The sequence below is a fragment of the Catonella massiliensis genome, assembly GCF_016651435.1.
GTDB classification, from domain to species: Bacteria; Bacillota; Clostridia; order Lachnospirales; family Lachnospiraceae; genus Catonella; species Catonella massiliensis.
Genome location: NZ_JAEPRJ010000001.1, coordinates 1,608,995 through 1,624,926 on the forward strand (window position 1 = coordinate 1,608,995; position 15,932 = coordinate 1,624,926).

Below are 15,932 nucleotides of genomic sequence, written 5' to 3' on the forward strand. Positions count from 1 at the left end.
GAAAAGGGCTATACAGCATATCCACTGTATAGCCCTTTAGTTAGCTTATATTTAACTCCATCTGGATGCAAAAGCTTTTACTCTCTCTTCTATCTTTTCTTTCTGTTCTTCAAGGTCTATGTTGAATACTTTCATAAACTGCATCACATAGTCTACAAAGATGATGAGTAGTATGGCTCCTATAATAAAAACTCCCATCTCTCTGTGAACACGGTCAACAAGTCCATATACTGCACTTTGTAAAAAATACACTATACCAAGGGCGTAAAATCCCCAGGCAATCGTACTTTCAAGGCAGATAATCCCTTTATAATTAAATGGTTTATCATTATAATCCCACCAAAGTGCACCAAGGTATCTTATCATAAGCACTCCGACTATATACTCAAAGAGAGTAGCGGAGATAGCACCTACTATATAGATACCGAGGTAATTCCCCTTAAGAGGGCTTAAAATGATGTAGCCTACCATTGCTCCTACCCCGTAAATAGGGCAGAATGGACCTCTTCCAAAGCCTCTATTGGTTATCTTCCTATTACAAAAAGACATATATATTGACTCAACCAGCCAGCCTAACATGCTGTAGATAATAAATGCACCAACCAGATGGTAAAGGTCAGTATCAAATATTTCTCTCTCCCACATTTGCGAACATTCACCCTTTCGTTATAATAACTTTTCAAGCTCATCCTTAAAGGTATTTACATCCTTAAATTCTCTGTATACAGATGCGAACCTCACGTAAGCAACCTGATCAAGAGCTTTAAGTCTCTCCATAACTATTTCACCTATTTCAGAACTTGAAATCTCCTTAACGCCTTTATTAAAGATGGCGTTTTCTATATCTTCCACGCAAGCAGTAATATCTTCAACAGGCACAGGCCTCTTGTGACAGGATCTAAATACTCCTGACTCTATCTTTGACCTGTCATAGGTCTCCCTTGTCATATCCTTCTTTATTACAACAAGAGGTATAGTCTCCACCTTTTCATAAGTGGTAAATCTCTTGTTGCACTTATCACACTGCCTTCTTCTTCTAATAGTAGAATTATCATCTGAAGGTCTTGAATCTATCACCCTTGTATCTTCATTACCACAAAATGGACACTTCATCACTTACCTCCGAGCCAAACAGCGTCTTATTTTCTTCCCTTGATAAGAAATTCAGGTATCTTAATATCTGAATTGCCGGAATCATTAGTCACCTTTTCTGCTGCTGTTATCTTCTCAGCTGCAGGCTGTGGTCTTGAACTCTGTCTGGTTGAAGAAGGAATACTGGTTCTTCCGGCTACCCCTCTTGACTGCAGAGGTCTCTTAGCCACATCTACAGCTCCTGTTCTCTCGTCACTTAAGCCTGTAGCAATAACTGTAACCGTAACCTGATCTTTGTTAGTATCATCATATTTTGAGCCGTAGATAATATTAACATCGCTCTCATCACCTATCATTTCCTGAAGATGATCAACTGCATCAGCGATTTCCTGCATAATGATATCACCATAGAAATTAACTATCATGTCGGTAGCTCCGGCTATGCTGATATCAAGCAGAGGGCTCTCAGCAGCTATTTTGACAGCTTCAAGGCATCTGTTCTCTCCGGTTCCAACACCTATTCCTATGTGTGCCAGTCCCTTATCCTTCATGACAGTACTTACATCGGCAAAGTCAAGACTTACGTCTGCATCCTCAGCAATGAGGTCTGTGATGCCCTGCACACCCTGTCTAAGTACCTCATCAGCCTTAGCAAAAGCCTCAGGCTGAGTTGTGCGTCTATCCATGATTTCAAGAAGCTTCTCATTCTGAATCACTATCAGAGTATCTACTACTTCACTCATCTTATCTATACCGCTGTCTGCATTTCTTGATCTTCTTGGTCCTTCAAATCTAAACGGCCTTGTTACTACACCGACTGTGAGTATTCCCATATCCTTAGCAATCTCAGCAACCACAGGTGCAGCTCCGGTACCGGTACCACCACCCATACCGCAGGTAACAAATACCATATCAGCTCCCTCAAGAGCAGCCGCAAGATCCTCCCTGCTCTCCTCAGCAGCCTTCTCGCCTACCTCAGGCTTAGCTCCTGCTCCAAGTCCTTTTGTGAGCTTCTCACCAATCTGTATGCAGGTAGGTGCTGTACAGGAAATAAGCTGCTGTTTATCAGTATTAACACTGATAAACTCAACTCCCGCAACTCCCTCACTAATCATTCTGTCAACGGCGTTATTTCCTGCACCGCCAACTCCAACAACAATTATCCTGCAAGCTCCTGATTCTCTCTCATCCTTTATCTCTAACAAGGCCTCTTCCTCCTACACTTATTACATAGTTATCTAATAATCAATATCCTATACCTATAACTCGAGAAATAAATTAAATATAATTTCCCACTTAATAATATACATTATATTCAAAATAATCAAGTTATTTTTTACAATTTTTATTATTTATCTGCTTCAAAAATCACCCTTTTATTGGTCTCAGAGAAGTCTTCCATGTGTAGAGTTCCCTTCATTCCCTTAGTTTTAGGTAATATTTCAACCAGATTTGATATCTGTTCGTCAAAATGTTTTCTTCTGCCAAGCAAAATTTTCACATCTTTTTCATATAACTTTATTGACAGATTGTCTCCGAACTCAATCCTATTTATCTCAAGTCCGTATTTCTTGATTAATTGCGTGATATTCAATGTCAATTCAAATACTTCCGCATTTTTAGCTGCAATGGGCTTGTTAAATACGGCAGTATCGTAGATTATCCCTGTAACTACCGGTATATTGTCCTTTTCTTTAGGAATGCTCCCTACCATAATACCATCCTTGTCAAAGCAGATAAATTCTCCCATAAAAGGCAGACAGCCTACCACCTCTTTTTCTGTTGTATCAATCACTATGCTATGAAGTCCCGTAAGGTCTACATCAATCTCATCCACAAATGGAATCGTTATGCTTTTATCATATTTAAGCCTCAAGTACGTGAGTATGGTGTTTCCTTTTACATAGTATTTCTTTAATTCATCCTTAAGCTTGTCATCTGTATAGTATATATTGCCTTTTACCTTTACTTCCTTAAGTCCGGAAGCCATTACAAGACCGCCTGCCGCCAGTATAAGAAAGAAAATGATGATAAGAGCCACCTTTATCTTATTGCGCATATCTTCTCCTGCTGATTTTATCTTGTTCCATGGTTTATGCTTCTTTGCCTTTGTCCCACATTATTTACGCTATTATAGGTTGAAGTCTTGCCGGTAAGCAGGCTGTTTTTATATTCTATCTGGAGTGATATGTTTAAGAACACTCCTATCTCAAAGAGCATAATGATAACCGCTGTTCCACCAAAGCTGATAAAAGGCAGGATAACACCTGTGGGAGGAATAACATTGGTTACAACCAATATATTAAGTACCACCTGAATGGCAATTTGAGACATTATCCCCGCTCCAACTAAGGCACCAAATCTGTCTTTTGCATTCATAATAACTATAAACATCCTATAAAGTATGAGCCCAAACAGCACTATTACCGCTATCCCGCCAAATATGCCAAATTCCTCACATACTATGGTAAATATCATATCATTATATGCTTCAGGAACCCTGCCATACTTCTGCTCACTTCCGCCAAGCCCTTTGCCAAAAAGCCCTCCTGAGGCTATCGCATATAGTCCCTGAAGTATCTGCTGTCCTTTTTCACTTGTCTCAACATTGGCATGTATTTCTAAACGGGCACTTCTATATCCTCCAAGGAGCTTTACCACAGCCTTTATAGAAGCCGCCATTATGCCTGCAAGCACCAGATAAGGCAATGTCTTTTTAGCATTTACAAATATAATACAGCCGTATATACCAGCAACTATTATAGCAGCACTGAGGTTTTCTTTTGCAATAAAGCCCAACAGAGGAGATACATAGAGGATTGCAACTAAAAATCCGCCCGGGGTATTTATCTTTCCCGGCTTTCTCTGGCAGATATATGCTCCAAATACAATGACTACAAACTTTGCAAATTCCGAGGGCTGAAAGGATAAGCCGCCTACATCTATCCACCTCCTTGCGCCATTATTTATAGATGCAAAGAAGCTTGTGTAGCCCTGTAGTGCTGTCATGGCAAAGAGCATTATCCAAGGAAGAGAGATAACAAAGGAATTCCTCCCAAGCAGTCCTCTTAAAAATCTTGGCATAGGAAGCCTTACTCTAAACTTGAGCCATCTATAGTCAGCAAATGAGAAAAGGAGCATAAGAAAAAATCCAATTCCTATAGTAATTAACTGCCTTTTTAAGAAATAAGTTGATTCAAGATTCTTGCTTTTGGCAATGTATGCACTTGCGCTATAGATGATAATAAGGCCTATAGAACAGGCAAAAAGAATTAGGAAGGTAAGGTTAAAATCATAATATCTTATACCAATTCTTTTTTTCTTAGTATCTGCTGCCGCAGTCTTCTTACCTTTCGCCGCTTTTCCCATAGCATCACCAACCATTTCTATTATCTACTATAATGCAATAAAACCTATAAAACAACAGAGTATAGTTACTACGGTAAACATCGCAACCACCCTTGTCTCTTCAAAGCCTGAAAGCTCAAAATGATGATGTATAGGTGACATCTTAAATATTCTCTTACCGTGAGTAATCTTAAAATAGCTAACCTGAAGCATAACTGAAAGTATCTCAGCAAGATATATAAAGGCCACTATTATAATGAACAAAGGAGCTTTTAGCATAAATGCCTCTGCAGCCACAAAACCTCCAAGAGCCAAAGAACCTGTATCCCCCATAAATACCTTAGCGGGATATGTGTTAAAGATTAAGAAACCAAGCAGGGTTCCAACCATTATCATAGCTGTAATGTACACAGGCGATCCAATCTTTAATGAAAGTACCACAAAAAACATAGCTATAACGACAGTAACGGAGGTTGCAAGTCCATCCAGTCCGTCAGTAAAGTTGGCACCGTTTACAGTACCAAGTACCGCGACAAATACAAAAGGAACAAATAGTACCCCAAGGTTCCAAGCCACCTGTCCTCCTGTAAAAGGAATAATAATCTGTGTAAGCTCAGGATAATCACTCATAATCACATAGGCAAAATATCCTGTGAGCACTATCTGAAGTCCAAGCTTTTGCCAAGCCCTAAGCCCTAAGGAGCGTTTTTTAGCAAGCTTAATAAAGTCATCCAAAAATCCTATAAACCCAAATCCAACTGTAAGTAAAATAACAGGGAAAATCTGAGGTTCGTTTAACATATATGCAAGCGATGAAACTGTAAATGCAGCCAGCATAACTATTCCGCCCATTGTAGGAGTCCCTGCCTTCTTCAAATGGCTTTCGGGGCCTTCCTCCCTTATGAACTGCCCAAACTTCATCCTATGAAGTATAGGGATGAATATAGGGCATAGAAGCACCGTAAGCGCAAATGAAATAAATGCAGGTAAAAATATCTCAATTGAAAACATAATGTCTACTCCTTAGTTTTTTCAGGATATATTCCAAGTACCTTAAATACATTTTCAGCAACCTTCTTAGCAAGTGCAGATGCAATACCGTTAGCAGTCTGATCCTTAACCTTAGGCTGGTCTACAACGACATAGACCACAACCTGAGGATTATCATAAGGAGCACAGCCAATAAAAGAAATCACGTAGTTAGTATCTGATCTTACAAGCTTTCCATTGATATTGTCAAGCTTTTGGGCAGTACCTGTTTTACCCGCCATCTTGTATCCTTCAGACTTTGCCCTCCAGCCTGAACCCTGCTCTACCGTCTCATAAAGTGCCTTCTGTATGAACTCTGATGTATCCTTTGTTACAGTCTTTTTCATAACTACAGGCTCTTTTTTCTCTACCACCACTCCGTTGTCATCCACCAGTTCCTTAACAAGATGTGGTTTGTAATAAGTCCCGCCATTTATAAGTGACGAGAAGCCTGCAGCCATCTGAATCATGGTAACAGAAACACTCTGTCCGAAACTGCTCGTAGCAAGCTCTACAGGATTAAGCTGTGCTTCATTGTATACCAGTCCCGTGGTCTCTCCCGGGAAATCTATACCTGTTCTGCTTCCTATACCAAATATATCCTGATACCTGGCAAAATCCTTCCTGCCAAGCTTCCTTACTATCTGCATCATCGTAACATTGCAGGACTGCTCAATACTCTGCGATAAGTTAATCATACCATGTCCGTCTCTTTTTGCACAGCGGATTTTTCTGTCCATTACTATCTCGTATCCCTTACAGTAGAATTCCTGCTTCTTTTTTACTACATTTTCTTCAAGACAGGCCGCCACCGTAAAGGGCTTAAATGTAGAGCCCGGCTCATATATGTCACTGGTACAGTAATTTTTCCATATATTGCTTAGCTCTTCAAGCTTTTTATCATCGCTCATAGAGTCAATTTCTTTTTGACTAAAATATCCTGTAAGGTCTCTGGGATTATTTAAGTCATAGCCTTTATTGGATGCCATTACGTAGATTTCACCGTTATTTGGATTCATCAAGATTATACCTACGTTTTCAGCTCCCTCAGTCTTTTGATAATCAGCAATTATATCTTCGGTCATCTTTTGGGCATCGGAGTCTATCGTAGTGACTACATTTAAGCCATTCTTAGCTTCAACTTCAGTTTCTTCCAGTTCCATATTAGAGTTGAAGTAACCGTATCTCACACCGTTTTTGCCATTTAGCTTAGAATTATAATATCCCTCAAGTCCCCATTCTGCCATATCTCCTGAATATGTAAATCCTATCACGTCACTGGCTACCGTCTTTAGAGGATAAGTCCTTTTGTAGTAGCTCTCAAAGTTGTAGCCTACAACAATGTCGTTTGCCGTATCCGCTTTTTCGTTTTTTGTATTTCTCTTGTTATACTCATTTACCGCTGCTATAAATTTTTCCTTTTCATCATAGCTTACTTCTTTTTTTATAACCTGATACATAGACTCAGGATTATCATCAATTATCTTATTTAGTTCATCCTGAGATATGCCGAAATATTCACTTGCAAACTTAATCGTAGGCGCCCTGTAGTCATCTTCTTTTGAAAGTATGATTTTAGGCTCTAAAACAAAATTATACACCAAGACAGACTTGGCAAAGGCGACTCCACGTCTATCTGATATATCTCCTCTTTTAGCTATAATCGGGTTGCTGCTGTAAGTCTGCTGAGCCAGATATTTTTTCTTGTAGTCCTCTCCCTTTCCCTGGGCAACATAAATAACCGCAAGAGAAGCGCCTATTAGTCCCAACGCAAAAAAAGCGGACGTTAACACTATCTTACCCTTAACTGTCATCCCGCTTTTTTTACGGACATTCTTTCTGCCTGTAGTTCTTCTTCTTCCATTTTTAACTCTTGTTGCCATTATAACTCCTATCCGGCATTTACTACTCTTAAAATTCTCTCAATCAGGCTCAGCGCCTCATTGCCCTTCAAATCTCCATACTGCCTTACATAGCCGTTAGTTACACTCTTGTATGTAATAATCTGGTTTTCATAAGGATATACCATACCATATTTCTCTATTGCAGTCTTTCTTATCTTCTCCAAATCAATGTTGCTGTAGAGAGTATTCTCGGTATTGTCGTTGGCTATCTTTAAGCTGTCTGCCTCTCTTGATATCGCTCTGGTTGAGAGCTCAGTCTGCTTTATATCATTATAAACTCTAATGTATCCTACACAGACAACAACGAGCAAGGCAGCCACTATCATCATGCCTGCAAAGCCTAAAAAATCTATGGAAGGTGCAAACTTCATTTTAGCATATCTTTGTGGCTTTTGTTTAGGCTGTTTTTCTACCTGTGGCTGCTCCTTAGGCAGATATCTTCTTTTAGGAAGCGCACTACTCCTTACATTTAATGCCATAGAGCCACTTGTTAGATTCCTGTTTCTTCTTACTTTTCTTTTTTCACTCATTAGACTCCCTCTTTCTAGCAAAGATTCTAAGCTTCGAACTCTTCGCTCTTGAATTCCATTTCATCTCTTCTTCAGAAGGCACTATCGGCTTTCTTGAAGCAACAAATCCTTTTGACTTTTTACCACAAACGCAAACCGGAAAATTAGGCGGGCAGGTACAAGGTGATTCTGCCCTCTTAAAAGCTGATTTTACTATTCTGTCCTCAAGTGAATGGAAGGTAATTATAGCAATCCTTCCATTATCCGATAGTATATCAATCATGCCTTCAATTGAATCTTCTAATACTCCAAGCTCCCTGTTTAGCTCTATTCTGATAGCCTGAAAAGTTCGCTTTGCAGGATGTCCTCCGGTAGCCCTATATTTCATTGGTATAGCTGATTTAATAATATCAGCCAGCTCTCCTGTTGTTTCTATCGGTTTTCCTTCCCTAAAAGCTGCTATTTTAGAGGCTATCTTAGATGCAAACTTGTCTTCGCCATATTCTTTTATAATACGGGTAAGTTCTTCCTTGCTATAGTAGTTTACTATATCCCTGGCTGTCTTTTCCTGTCCCCTGTCCATCCTCATATCAAGGGGAGCATCTTCCATATATGAAAAGCCTCTCTCCGCGTTGTCCAGCTGGTATGAGGATACTCCAAGGTCAAGCAAAATACCGTCAACCTCTCTTATCCCAAGTCCATTCAGAATGTTTATCATTTGTGCATAATTGCTTCTTACAATGGTTACCCTGTCCTTAAACTCTGCAAGCCTTTCTCCCGCTGCCTTTATGGCCGCTTCATCTTGGTCTATGCCTATAAGCCTTCCACCAGCTGTCAGACGCTTTGCTATCTCGTAGGAATGACCGCCTCCTCCAAGAGTTCCATCCACGTATATACCATTAGGCTTTATGTCAAGGCCATGAATAACCTCATCTAACATTATAGGAATATGCTTAAATTCAAATTCATCTTCCATAAACATATGCCTCCTTTTAATTTCTATGCCTAGGCTATACGGTGTGGCTGTGGAAAATACTTCATAGCCTGTGATACAGGATTGCTACAGCTGCGCTTTTGGCGCTTGCAACTGGTTTTTACGCTTTTGGCACTTGTATCACTACATAAAGTTTAGGTTAAATTCTGCTAGCTGCTCAGCTATATCATTGATGTCGCCCAGTTCTGAAGTGTTCTTGTCCCAAAGTGCTTTATCCCATAATTCAATTTTACCCATCATCCCGACTATCATAACATTTTTACTGATGCCTGTTCTCTCCCTAAGATTGGCCGGTAAAAGAGTCCTACCCTGTTTGTCTATCTCACTTTCAGCTGCCGCAGAGAGGAAGTACCTCTGCAATTCCCTGCTCTTATGTCCCCCTGGAAGCGCTGCAAGCTGCTCAACAAAGCTTTCCCATTTATTCATGGGATACATATATAAGCATCCGTCAAGACCAAAAGTGATGATGAATTTTTCGCCCAGTTCTTCTCTGAACTTGGAAGGAACTATAATTCTGCCCTTATTATCTACTGTATGCTCGTACGAACCCGTAAACATAAGAACACCTCCTCCCTTTCACACCACTTCATGATATTTATCGCCACTTTGCTCCACTTTTGTTACATTTTATAATAAATTTTATTTTTTTGCAACGATACACATGTTCTGTTATTCTTTTTTTAAAATACAAAAAAGCCCTCAACTCCCCGTTTTATGGGATTTTGAAGGGCTTTATGCCTTAAAATCATTCTAAAAATTTTTTTATTTTTTCTTTAATGTTACTCTCTTATAGATAATTAAACCCAAACTTGTAACAAACAAAGCAAAGGCAAGTACCTGAGATACAGCTATACCTGTGTCTCCAAGAGTCAGCTGGTCTGTCCTTAGGCCTTCTATAAAGGCTCTGCCCAGGCCATATCCTCCCATATACATAAGAAAAAGCTCACCGTCAAACTTCTTATGCTTGGTATAAAGCAGTATACATATAAGAAGAAGCAGATTCCATACGGACTCATATAAAAATGTCGGATGAACCTGAATGAAGCCAACATAGTTGCCTTCTTCTGCCATCTCTAACATCTTTTTGGTAATAGCATTCTGGTTCACATCATAAGTCGAGAGCCTCATTGCAAAGAGGTTGTTCGTATAGTCTCCAAAGGCCTCCCTATTAAAGAAGTTGCCCCACCGCCCTATAATCTGACCTGTAAGCAGACCCACGCAGGCAGTATCAGCAAGCAGGGTAAACTTCATCTTTTTTATCTTCGTATAGACTATGGCAGTAATTATCCCTCCTATGACACCACCATAGATGGCAAGTCCGCCCGCTCTCAGGTTAAACACCTGTATGAAGTCATCCTTATAATCGTCCCAGGAAAATACTACATAGTATATCCTTGCACCTATTATGGAAACTACGACAGCATACATTGCAAAGTCAAGATATACTTCCTTGTCCTGTCCTGTTCTTGCAGCCTGAAAACTTGCCACAATATAACCCATGGCTATACCAAGACCGATTATTATTCCATAAAAAGCTATGTCAAATCTTCCGAATACGGATATGCTCTTGGGAAGATTCTCTATTACTATACCTAGATTTGGAAATGAAATTGTATCTAAAGCAAACATAGTTAATCTCCTTATACATTAAAGCGGAAAAGAACTATGTCACCATCATTCATAACATATTCCTTGCCTTCACTTCTAACAAGTCCCTTTTCTTTGGCTGCGGCCATGCTTCCACAGGCTATAAGATTGTCGTAGCTTACTACCTCGGCTCTGATAAAGCCTCTCTCAAAGTCGGTATGAATCTTGCCTGCTGCCTGCGGAGCCTTGGTACCTGCTTTTATAGTCCAAGCCTTTGTCTCCATCTCGCCGGCAGTTATATAGCTTATAAGTCCTAAGAGCTTGTAGCTGGCTTTTATTAGTTTCTCAAGTCCCGATTCTGAGAGTCCCAAGTCCTCTAAGAAGCTTTTCTTGTCATCATCATCCAGTTCAGAGATTTCCTGCTCTATCTGTGCACATACCACGAACACTTCCGAGCCTTCCTTCTCTGCTATATCCCTTACTTCTTTAACGTACTTATTATTGGCTCCGTCATCTGCAAGGTCATCATCTTTTACATTTGCAGCGTAGATAACAGGCTTAGCAGTAAGAAGGTTGTACTCCTCAAAGAACTTCTCTTCATCATCATCTTCTCTTTCAAAGGCCTTTGCCAGGTTGCCCGCTTCAAGGAAGGCCATAAGCCTTACTATCATATCAAGCTCTTTTTTGTACATCTTATCGGCACTAACCGACTTTGCTACCCTGCTTTTCCTTCGTTCAAGCACTTCGATATCTGCAAATATAAGCTCAAGATTTATGGTCTCTATGTCTCTTGTTGGCGAAATAGAGCCTTCTACGTGAACAATATTGGCATCTTCAAAGCATCTAACCACGTGAACTATGGCATCTACCTCTCTTATATTGGCAAGGAACTGATTGCCAAGTCCTTCACCCTTTGATGCTCCTTTTACAAGTCCTGCTATGTCTACAAACTCTATAGCGGCTGGTACAATCCTACCTGAGTTATGCATCTTGCCAAGTACAGTAAGTCTTTCATCAGGCACGGCAACCACACCAACATTGGGATCTATAGTACAGAAAGGATAGTTAGCTGACTCAGCCCCTGCCTTGGTTAACGAGTTAAATAAGGTACTCTTTCCTACATTTGGAAGTCCCACAATTCCCAGTTTCATATGTGTTGTATCTCCTTACATTCTTTACTCTTCGTATGCACTAGGCATTATAACAGCGGCAATGATATAGCCTAGGATACCGCTGCCACCAAGCAGACAAAACATCACCCAAAGGAGTCTAACCACGTTTGGGTCTATATCGAAATACTCTGCAATTCCTGCACATACGCCAAGCAGCATCCTATTGTTACTTTTAGTAAGTCTCTTCATATATATCGCCTCTTTTCTAAATTAGTACTACAATTGTAACATAACAGGCTTAGTTTTTCAATTACTACTAAAGCACCATTATTCCCAAGCTTTCCATATATCAGGCTGGTATCCAAGAGTAGAGAGCTTTCCGTTTCTTACCACAGGAGTTTTTATTACCTGTTGGTTTTCCAGTATTATGTGAAGCTTGTCATCATCCGTAGCATATTTTATCTTTGCAAGCGCATCCTTATCTTTTGCCGCAAGATTTAGCATAGAGTCAAATCCACCATTCTTCTCAGCTACAGAGGTGAATTCGCCTTTGCTCATCCCCTTTTCTTTCATATCCACAAACTGATATTTTATCCCTCTCTCCTTAAAGTATCTCTCTGCTTTCTTGGTGTCATTACATTTTTTAGTTCCAAAAATCTGTATATTCATAGTCTTTCTCCTTATTTTGGTTTTAAGTTTATCCTAACAAAGTATGAGGAAATTTACAAGTTAAGATGTAAATATTCTATAAATACTACAGTTGTTGAAATCTTGTATTAATGGGTAATAACGCTTATAATTATATTAACATGTCCATAACAGCGGAAAGGAAAATATGAGAAATATAGATTTACACGTGCATTCTAATTATTCCGATGGTTCAGAAACCACCGAGGAACTAGTAAAGCTGGCTATAAAGGCAAACCTTGCCGCCTTTGCACTTACCGACCACGATACAACTGATGGCTACCGGTCCTTATCAGAGGCTGCAAGCAGGTATAATGCAGGGCTCCCAAAGGATGAACAGCTGGAAGTACTTCCCGGAGTTGAAATCTCAGCGGCATACAAGAATGGAGATATCCATATCTTAGGGCTTTTGGTTGAGCCTGACAATGACGAGTTTAACGCACTGCTTAAAGAAGCAGAAAAAGAGAGAATAGCCAGAAATATAAAAATGGTTGAGAACCTTAAAAATGCCGGTCTGCCTATATCTTATGATGAGATAGTTGCAGCCTCTCCTGATTCAATAATAACCAGAGCTCATTTTGGAAAATATCTTGTAGAAAAAGGAATAGTAAAGGATTATCCATCAGCTTTTGAGCTATACCTGGGGGACGATACGCCTTACTATGTGGCTAGGAAATTTACCACGCCAAAGGATGCTATAGAGGGCATAGTAAAGGCGGGTGGTGTGCCTGTCCTTGCCCACCCTATCATCTATAGGCTCCCTATCCCTGAGCTTGAGGCTCTTGTAGATACGCTTAAAGGCTATGGCCTAAGGGGAATTGAGACTATATATTCAAGCCACAGCAAGCAGGATGAGGACTATGTGAGGGGCCTTGCCAAAAGAAAAGGTCTCTTAATCACAGGGGGCTCTGACTTTCACGGGAAACCAAAGCCTGCTATAAGTATGGGCGTTGGAAGGGGAAACCTAAGAATCCCTTATTCGATACTTGAGAATTTGAGAGAAGAACAAAAGAAGCTTTCTGTTCTAAGATAATACTTATTCAGACAAAGAAAACAAATGCATCAGATAGAATGTTGCTTACTTTTACGGATTTATTATTTTTAGCACCTGAATAATCTTTAAGTGGCTGCCACACAAGAACATTCGGTATAACAAGCTGTTTACATATTTAAGCAGGCTAATCTACGCGGTTTTGTCCCTATGTGGCAGCCACTTTTATTGTGTGTACATTCGTCAATTTACTATCTTAATCCCGGCTCACACCTTTAACGCATTTTCATAGGCACAAAGCACCTGACTTGCAAGTACAGATGTCGTAACTGCTCCTACACCTCCCGGTACAGGAGTGCAGGCAGCTGCTATACCCTCTATGCTGTCTGTATCAACATCTCCACAGAGTTTTCCCTCTTCATCAAGGTTAATGCCTACATCTATGACTACAGCACCGTTCGCTACATATTCCTTATTAATTAATCTTGCCTTACCACAAGAAGCAACAAGAATTTCAGCATTTTTACACGCTTCTTTTACATCCTTTGTGCGGCTGTGGCAGACGGTTACAGTAGCATCAAGTCCTATAAAAAGCAGTACAAGAGGTCTTCCTACCACATTGCTTCTACCTACTATAGTTACCTTTTTGCCGCCTATCTCTACCCCCGCATATTTAAGGATTTCAATGACTCCTGCCGCTGTACAAGGTGCAAAGCCGTTCTTATCTCCTATCATTATCTTGCCAAGACTGGTAGGACCAATTGCATCTACATCCTTTGCCTGATTGATGGTACGGATAAGCCTGTCCTCATCAAGATGCTTAGGAAGAGGCCTTAATACCAGGATTCCATCTACCCCATCATCTTTGTTGATTTCATCAAACTTCTTATAAAAGGTTTCTATAGAAACATTTTCTTCAAACCACAGTTCTTCGTGGGCTATACCCACCATATCCATCCGCTTTATAGCACCTCTTTGGTATGATAGGTCATCAGGCCTATCGCCTACTCTTACAATAACAAGCTTAGGCGCTCTCTTTCCCTGTTTTATGAGTTCATCTACTCTATCCTTCACTCTCTTGCTTATATGTCCTGCAACTTCCTTACCGCTTATTATATTCAAGTCATTTCCCTTTCTCTAAAAAGTCCCACAGTGAAACCACAAATCTCACTGTGGGACAAATATAGTTAATTAAAAATCTGATGAATAATTAGGTGCTTCCTTTGTGATATGGATATCGTGTGGGTGGCTTTCTTTAAGGGATGCAGCAGATATCTTCACAAACTTTCCTGTATCCTGGAGCTTCTTAATATTGTCTGCTCCACAGTAGCCCATACCTGAACGGATACCACCTACAAGCTGGAAGATGGTATCTTCTACAAGTCCCTTATATGCGACTCTTCCTTCTACACCTTCAGGTACCAGCTTCTTTGCGTCTGTCTGGAAATATCTGTCCTTGCTTCCGTTTTCCATAGCCGCAATAGAACCCATTCCACGATATACCTTGTATTTTCTACCCTGGTAAAGCTCAAACTCACCAGGACTCTCATCACAGCCTGCAAAGATTGAGCCCATCATACATACATCACCACCTGCAGCAAGAGCCTTTACCATGTCTCCTGAGTACTGGATACCACCATCTGCTATTACCGGTATGCCATGCTTTTTGGCTACTTCATATACATTCATTATAGCGGTAATCTGAGGTACGCCTATACCTGCAACCACTCTTGTTGTACATATTGAGCCAGGTCCTATACCAACCTTTAGAGAATCTGCTCCTGCTTCAATTAAGTCCCTGGCAGCTTCACCTGTAGCAATATTTCCTGCTATAATATCAAGCTCAGGAAAAGCATCCTTAACCATCTTCACGCATCTGATAACATTGGCAGAATGTCCGTGTGCTGAGTCAATAACTATGGCGTCTACCTTAGCATTAACTAAGGCTTCAACTCTCTCTAAGATATTAGCTGTAACACCTACTCCGGCAGCACATACAAGTCTGTCCTTTGTGTCCTTTGCAGAATCAGGATACTTAATCTGTTTTTCTATATCCTTAATTGTAATAAGTCCTGTGAGATTGCCCTCAGCATCCACTATAGGAAGCTTCTCTTTTCTTGCAGACGCAAGAATCTTCTTTGCCTCTTCCAGTGTAATGCCCTCTCTTGCAGTAACAAGACCTTCACTTGTCATTGATTCTTTTATTTTCTTAGAAAAATCTGTCTCAAACTTCAGATCTCTGTTGGTAATTATACCAACAAGCTTTCTTCCCTCAGTAATTGGCACTCCGGAAATTCTGTATTTAGCCATAACCTCATTGGCATCAGCCAAAGTATGCTCCGGTGACAGAAAAAATGGATCCGTTATGACTCCATTCTCAGATCTCTTAACCTTATCTACTTCCTCTGCCTGACGCTCTATGGTCATATTCTTATGAATAACTCCGATACCTCCCTGTCTTGCCATAGCTATAGCCATTCTGCTTTCGGTAACTGTATCCATTCCTGCACTCATCATAGGAATCTTGAGTTTTATCCTCTTTGTAAGCATGGTTTCAAGGTTAACCTGATTAGGTATAACCTCTGAATAGGAAGGCACTAAGAGCACATCATCAAAAGTAATTCCGTCGCCAATTATCTGTCCCATTTTTTCCTCACTTTCTTTAATCAGTTAGACTGC

Annotated in this window: 17 protein-coding genes; 1 reads left to right on the forward strand and 16 read right to left on the reverse strand. The window is 40.2% G+C overall.

Going from position 1 to position 15,932, the window contains the following annotated elements; translation table 11 throughout:
• Nucleotides 1–51: 51 nt before the first annotated feature.
• The 14 genes from JJN12_RS07305 to JJN12_RS07370 form a co-directional block, all read right to left on the reverse strand.
• Nucleotides 52–645, reverse strand: coding sequence for a putative ABC transporter permease (locus tag JJN12_RS07305; RefSeq protein ID WP_208429058.1), 594 nt, complete (start codon nt 643–645; stop codon nt 52–54).
• 21 nt (nt 646–666) lie between these two features.
• Nucleotides 667–1,113: a transcriptional regulator NrdR gene (gene nrdR / locus JJN12_RS07310; RefSeq protein WP_208429059.1), complete on the reverse strand. Its 447-nt coding sequence runs from the start codon at nt 1,111–1,113 to the stop codon at nt 667–669.
• Nucleotides 1,114–1,139: 26 nt separating this feature from the next.
• Nucleotides 1,140–2,297 carry a cell division protein FtsZ gene (gene ftsZ, locus JJN12_RS07315; protein ID WP_208429060.1) on the reverse strand — a complete coding sequence of 386 codons (1,158 nt, stop codon included), beginning with the start codon at nt 2,295–2,297 and terminating at the stop codon, nt 1,140–1,142.
• Nucleotides 2,298–2,440: 143 nt separating this feature from the next.
• A complete protein-coding gene (locus tag JJN12_RS07320; protein WP_208429061.1) occupies nt 2,441–3,151 on the reverse strand; it encodes a cell division protein FtsQ/DivIB in 711 nt (236 codons plus the stop codon).
• A gap of 17 nt (nt 3,152–3,168) precedes the next feature.
• Nucleotides 3,169–4,461, reverse strand: coding sequence for an FtsW/RodA/SpoVE family cell cycle protein (locus JJN12_RS07325; RefSeq protein ID WP_208429062.1), 1,293 nt, complete (start codon nt 4,459–4,461; stop codon nt 3,169–3,171).
• 27 nt (nt 4,462–4,488) lie between these two features.
• Nucleotides 4,489–5,451 carry a phospho-N-acetylmuramoyl-pentapeptide-transferase gene (gene mraY / locus JJN12_RS07330; RefSeq protein ID WP_208429063.1) on the reverse strand — a complete coding sequence of 321 codons (963 nt, stop codon included), beginning with the start codon at nt 5,449–5,451 and terminating at the stop codon, nt 4,489–4,491.
• Nucleotides 5,452–5,456: 5 nt separating this feature from the next.
• On the reverse strand, nt 5,457–7,352 hold the full coding sequence (locus JJN12_RS07335; protein WP_208429064.1) for a peptidoglycan D,D-transpeptidase FtsI family protein: 1,896 nt from the start codon (nt 7,350–7,352) through the stop codon (nt 5,457–5,459).
• Between the two features lie 8 nt (nt 7,353–7,360).
• Nucleotides 7,361–7,903 (reverse strand): hypothetical protein, encoded by a 543-nt coding sequence (locus tag JJN12_RS07340; protein WP_208429065.1) that lies wholly within the window; start codon nt 7,901–7,903, stop codon nt 7,361–7,363.
• Nucleotides 7,896–8,858: a 16S rRNA (cytosine(1402)-N(4))-methyltransferase RsmH gene (gene rsmH, locus JJN12_RS07345; protein ID WP_208429066.1), complete on the reverse strand. Its 963-nt coding sequence runs from the start codon at nt 8,856–8,858 to the stop codon at nt 7,896–7,898. Before rsmH ends, JJN12_RS07340 begins: the two co-directional genes overlap by 8 nt.
• A gap of 141 nt (nt 8,859–8,999) precedes the next feature.
• The gene (gene mraZ / locus JJN12_RS07350; RefSeq protein ID WP_208429067.1) at nt 9,000–9,434 is read right to left on the reverse strand and encodes a division/cell wall cluster transcriptional repressor MraZ; all 435 of its coding nucleotides are present in this window, start codon (nt 9,432–9,434) and stop codon (nt 9,000–9,002) included.
• A gap of 204 nt (nt 9,435–9,638) precedes the next feature.
• Nucleotides 9,639–10,505, reverse strand: coding sequence for a prolipoprotein diacylglyceryl transferase (gene lgt / locus JJN12_RS07355; RefSeq protein ID WP_208429068.1), 867 nt, complete (start codon nt 10,503–10,505; stop codon nt 9,639–9,641).
• 11 nt (nt 10,506–10,516) lie between these two features.
• Nucleotides 10,517–11,614 (reverse strand): redox-regulated ATPase YchF, encoded by a 1,098-nt coding sequence (ychF, locus tag JJN12_RS07360; protein ID WP_208429069.1) that lies wholly within the window; start codon nt 11,612–11,614, stop codon nt 10,517–10,519.
• A 24-nt stretch (nt 11,615–11,638) separates the two neighbouring features.
• A complete protein-coding gene (locus JJN12_RS07365; protein ID WP_236013727.1) occupies nt 11,639–11,824 on the reverse strand; it encodes a PspC domain-containing protein in 186 nt (61 codons plus the stop codon).
• 78 nt (nt 11,825–11,902) lie between these two features.
• Entirely contained in the window at nt 11,903–12,244 is a 342-nt protein-coding gene (locus tag JJN12_RS07370) for an arsenate reductase family protein (protein WP_208429070.1), read from the reverse strand.
• 166 nt (nt 12,245–12,410) lie between these two features.
• Here JJN12_RS07370 and JJN12_RS07375 point away from each other — a divergent pair, with 166 nt between their 5' ends.
• Nucleotides 12,411–13,295 carry a PHP domain-containing protein gene (locus JJN12_RS07375; RefSeq protein WP_208429071.1) on the forward strand — a complete coding sequence of 295 codons (885 nt, stop codon included), beginning with the start codon at nt 12,411–12,413 and terminating at the stop codon, nt 13,293–13,295.
• A gap of 225 nt (nt 13,296–13,520) precedes the next feature.
• Here JJN12_RS07375 and JJN12_RS07380 read toward each other — a convergent pair whose 3' ends face one another.
• Nucleotides 13,521–14,375, reverse strand: a complete 855-nt coding sequence (locus JJN12_RS07380) for a bifunctional 5,10-methylenetetrahydrofolate dehydrogenase/5,10-methenyltetrahydrofolate cyclohydrolase (protein WP_208429072.1) — start codon at nt 14,373–14,375, stop codon at nt 13,521–13,523.
• A gap of 69 nt (nt 14,376–14,444) precedes the next feature.
• The gene (gene guaB / locus JJN12_RS07385; RefSeq protein WP_208429073.1) at nt 14,445–15,899 is read right to left on the reverse strand and encodes an IMP dehydrogenase; all 1,455 of its coding nucleotides are present in this window, start codon (nt 15,897–15,899) and stop codon (nt 14,445–14,447) included.
• Nucleotides 15,900–15,932 lie beyond the last annotated feature (33 nt).

What these genes read in the sequence shown, in the direction of transcription:
- nrdR (WP_208429059.1), bottom strand. Translation starts at nt 1,113, where the DNA reads ATGAAGTGTCCATTTTGTGGTAATGAAGATACAAGGGTGATAGATTCA.
- mraZ (WP_208429067.1), bottom strand. Translation starts at nt 9,434, where the DNA reads ATGTTTACGGGTTCGTACGAGCATACAGTAGATAATAAGGGCAGAATT.
- JJN12_RS07305 (WP_208429058.1), bottom strand. Translation starts at nt 645, where the DNA reads ATGTGGGAGAGAGAAATATTTGATACTGACCTTTACCATCTGGTTGGT.
- JJN12_RS07340 (WP_208429065.1), bottom strand. Translation starts at nt 7,903, where the DNA reads ATGAGTGAAAAAAGAAAAGTAAGAAGAAACAGGAATCTAACAAGTGGC.
- JJN12_RS07335 (WP_208429064.1), bottom strand. Translation starts at nt 7,352, where the DNA reads ATGGCAACAAGAGTTAAAAATGGAAGAAGAAGAACTACAGGCAGAAAG.
- JJN12_RS07365 (WP_236013727.1), bottom strand. Translation starts at nt 11,824, where the DNA reads ATGAAGAGACTTACTAAAAGTAACAATAGGATGCTGCTTGGCGTATGT.
- ychF (WP_208429069.1), bottom strand. Translation starts at nt 11,614, where the DNA reads ATGAAACTGGGAATTGTGGGACTTCCAAATGTAGGAAAGAGTACCTTA.
- JJN12_RS07320 (WP_208429061.1), bottom strand. Translation starts at nt 3,151, where the DNA reads ATGCGCAATAAGATAAAGGTGGCTCTTATCATCATTTTCTTTCTTATA.
- lgt (WP_208429068.1), bottom strand. Translation starts at nt 10,505, where the DNA reads ATGTTTGCTTTAGATACAATTTCATTTCCAAATCTAGGTATAGTAATA.
- JJN12_RS07325 (WP_208429062.1), bottom strand. Translation starts at nt 4,461, where the DNA reads ATGGGAAAAGCGGCGAAAGGTAAGAAGACTGCGGCAGCAGATACTAAG.
- guaB (WP_208429073.1), bottom strand. Translation starts at nt 15,899, where the DNA reads ATGGGACAGATAATTGGCGACGGAATTACTTTTGATGATGTGCTCTTA.
- rsmH (WP_208429066.1), bottom strand. Translation starts at nt 8,858, where the DNA reads ATGGAAGATGAATTTGAATTTAAGCATATTCCTATAATGTTAGATGAG.
- JJN12_RS07370 (WP_208429070.1), bottom strand. Translation starts at nt 12,244, where the DNA reads ATGAATATACAGATTTTTGGAACTAAAAAATGTAATGACACCAAGAAA.
- mraY (WP_208429063.1), bottom strand. Translation starts at nt 5,451, where the DNA reads ATGTTTTCAATTGAGATATTTTTACCTGCATTTATTTCATTTGCGCTT.
- JJN12_RS07375 (WP_208429071.1), top strand. Translation starts at nt 12,411, where the DNA reads ATGAGAAATATAGATTTACACGTGCATTCTAATTATTCCGATGGTTCA.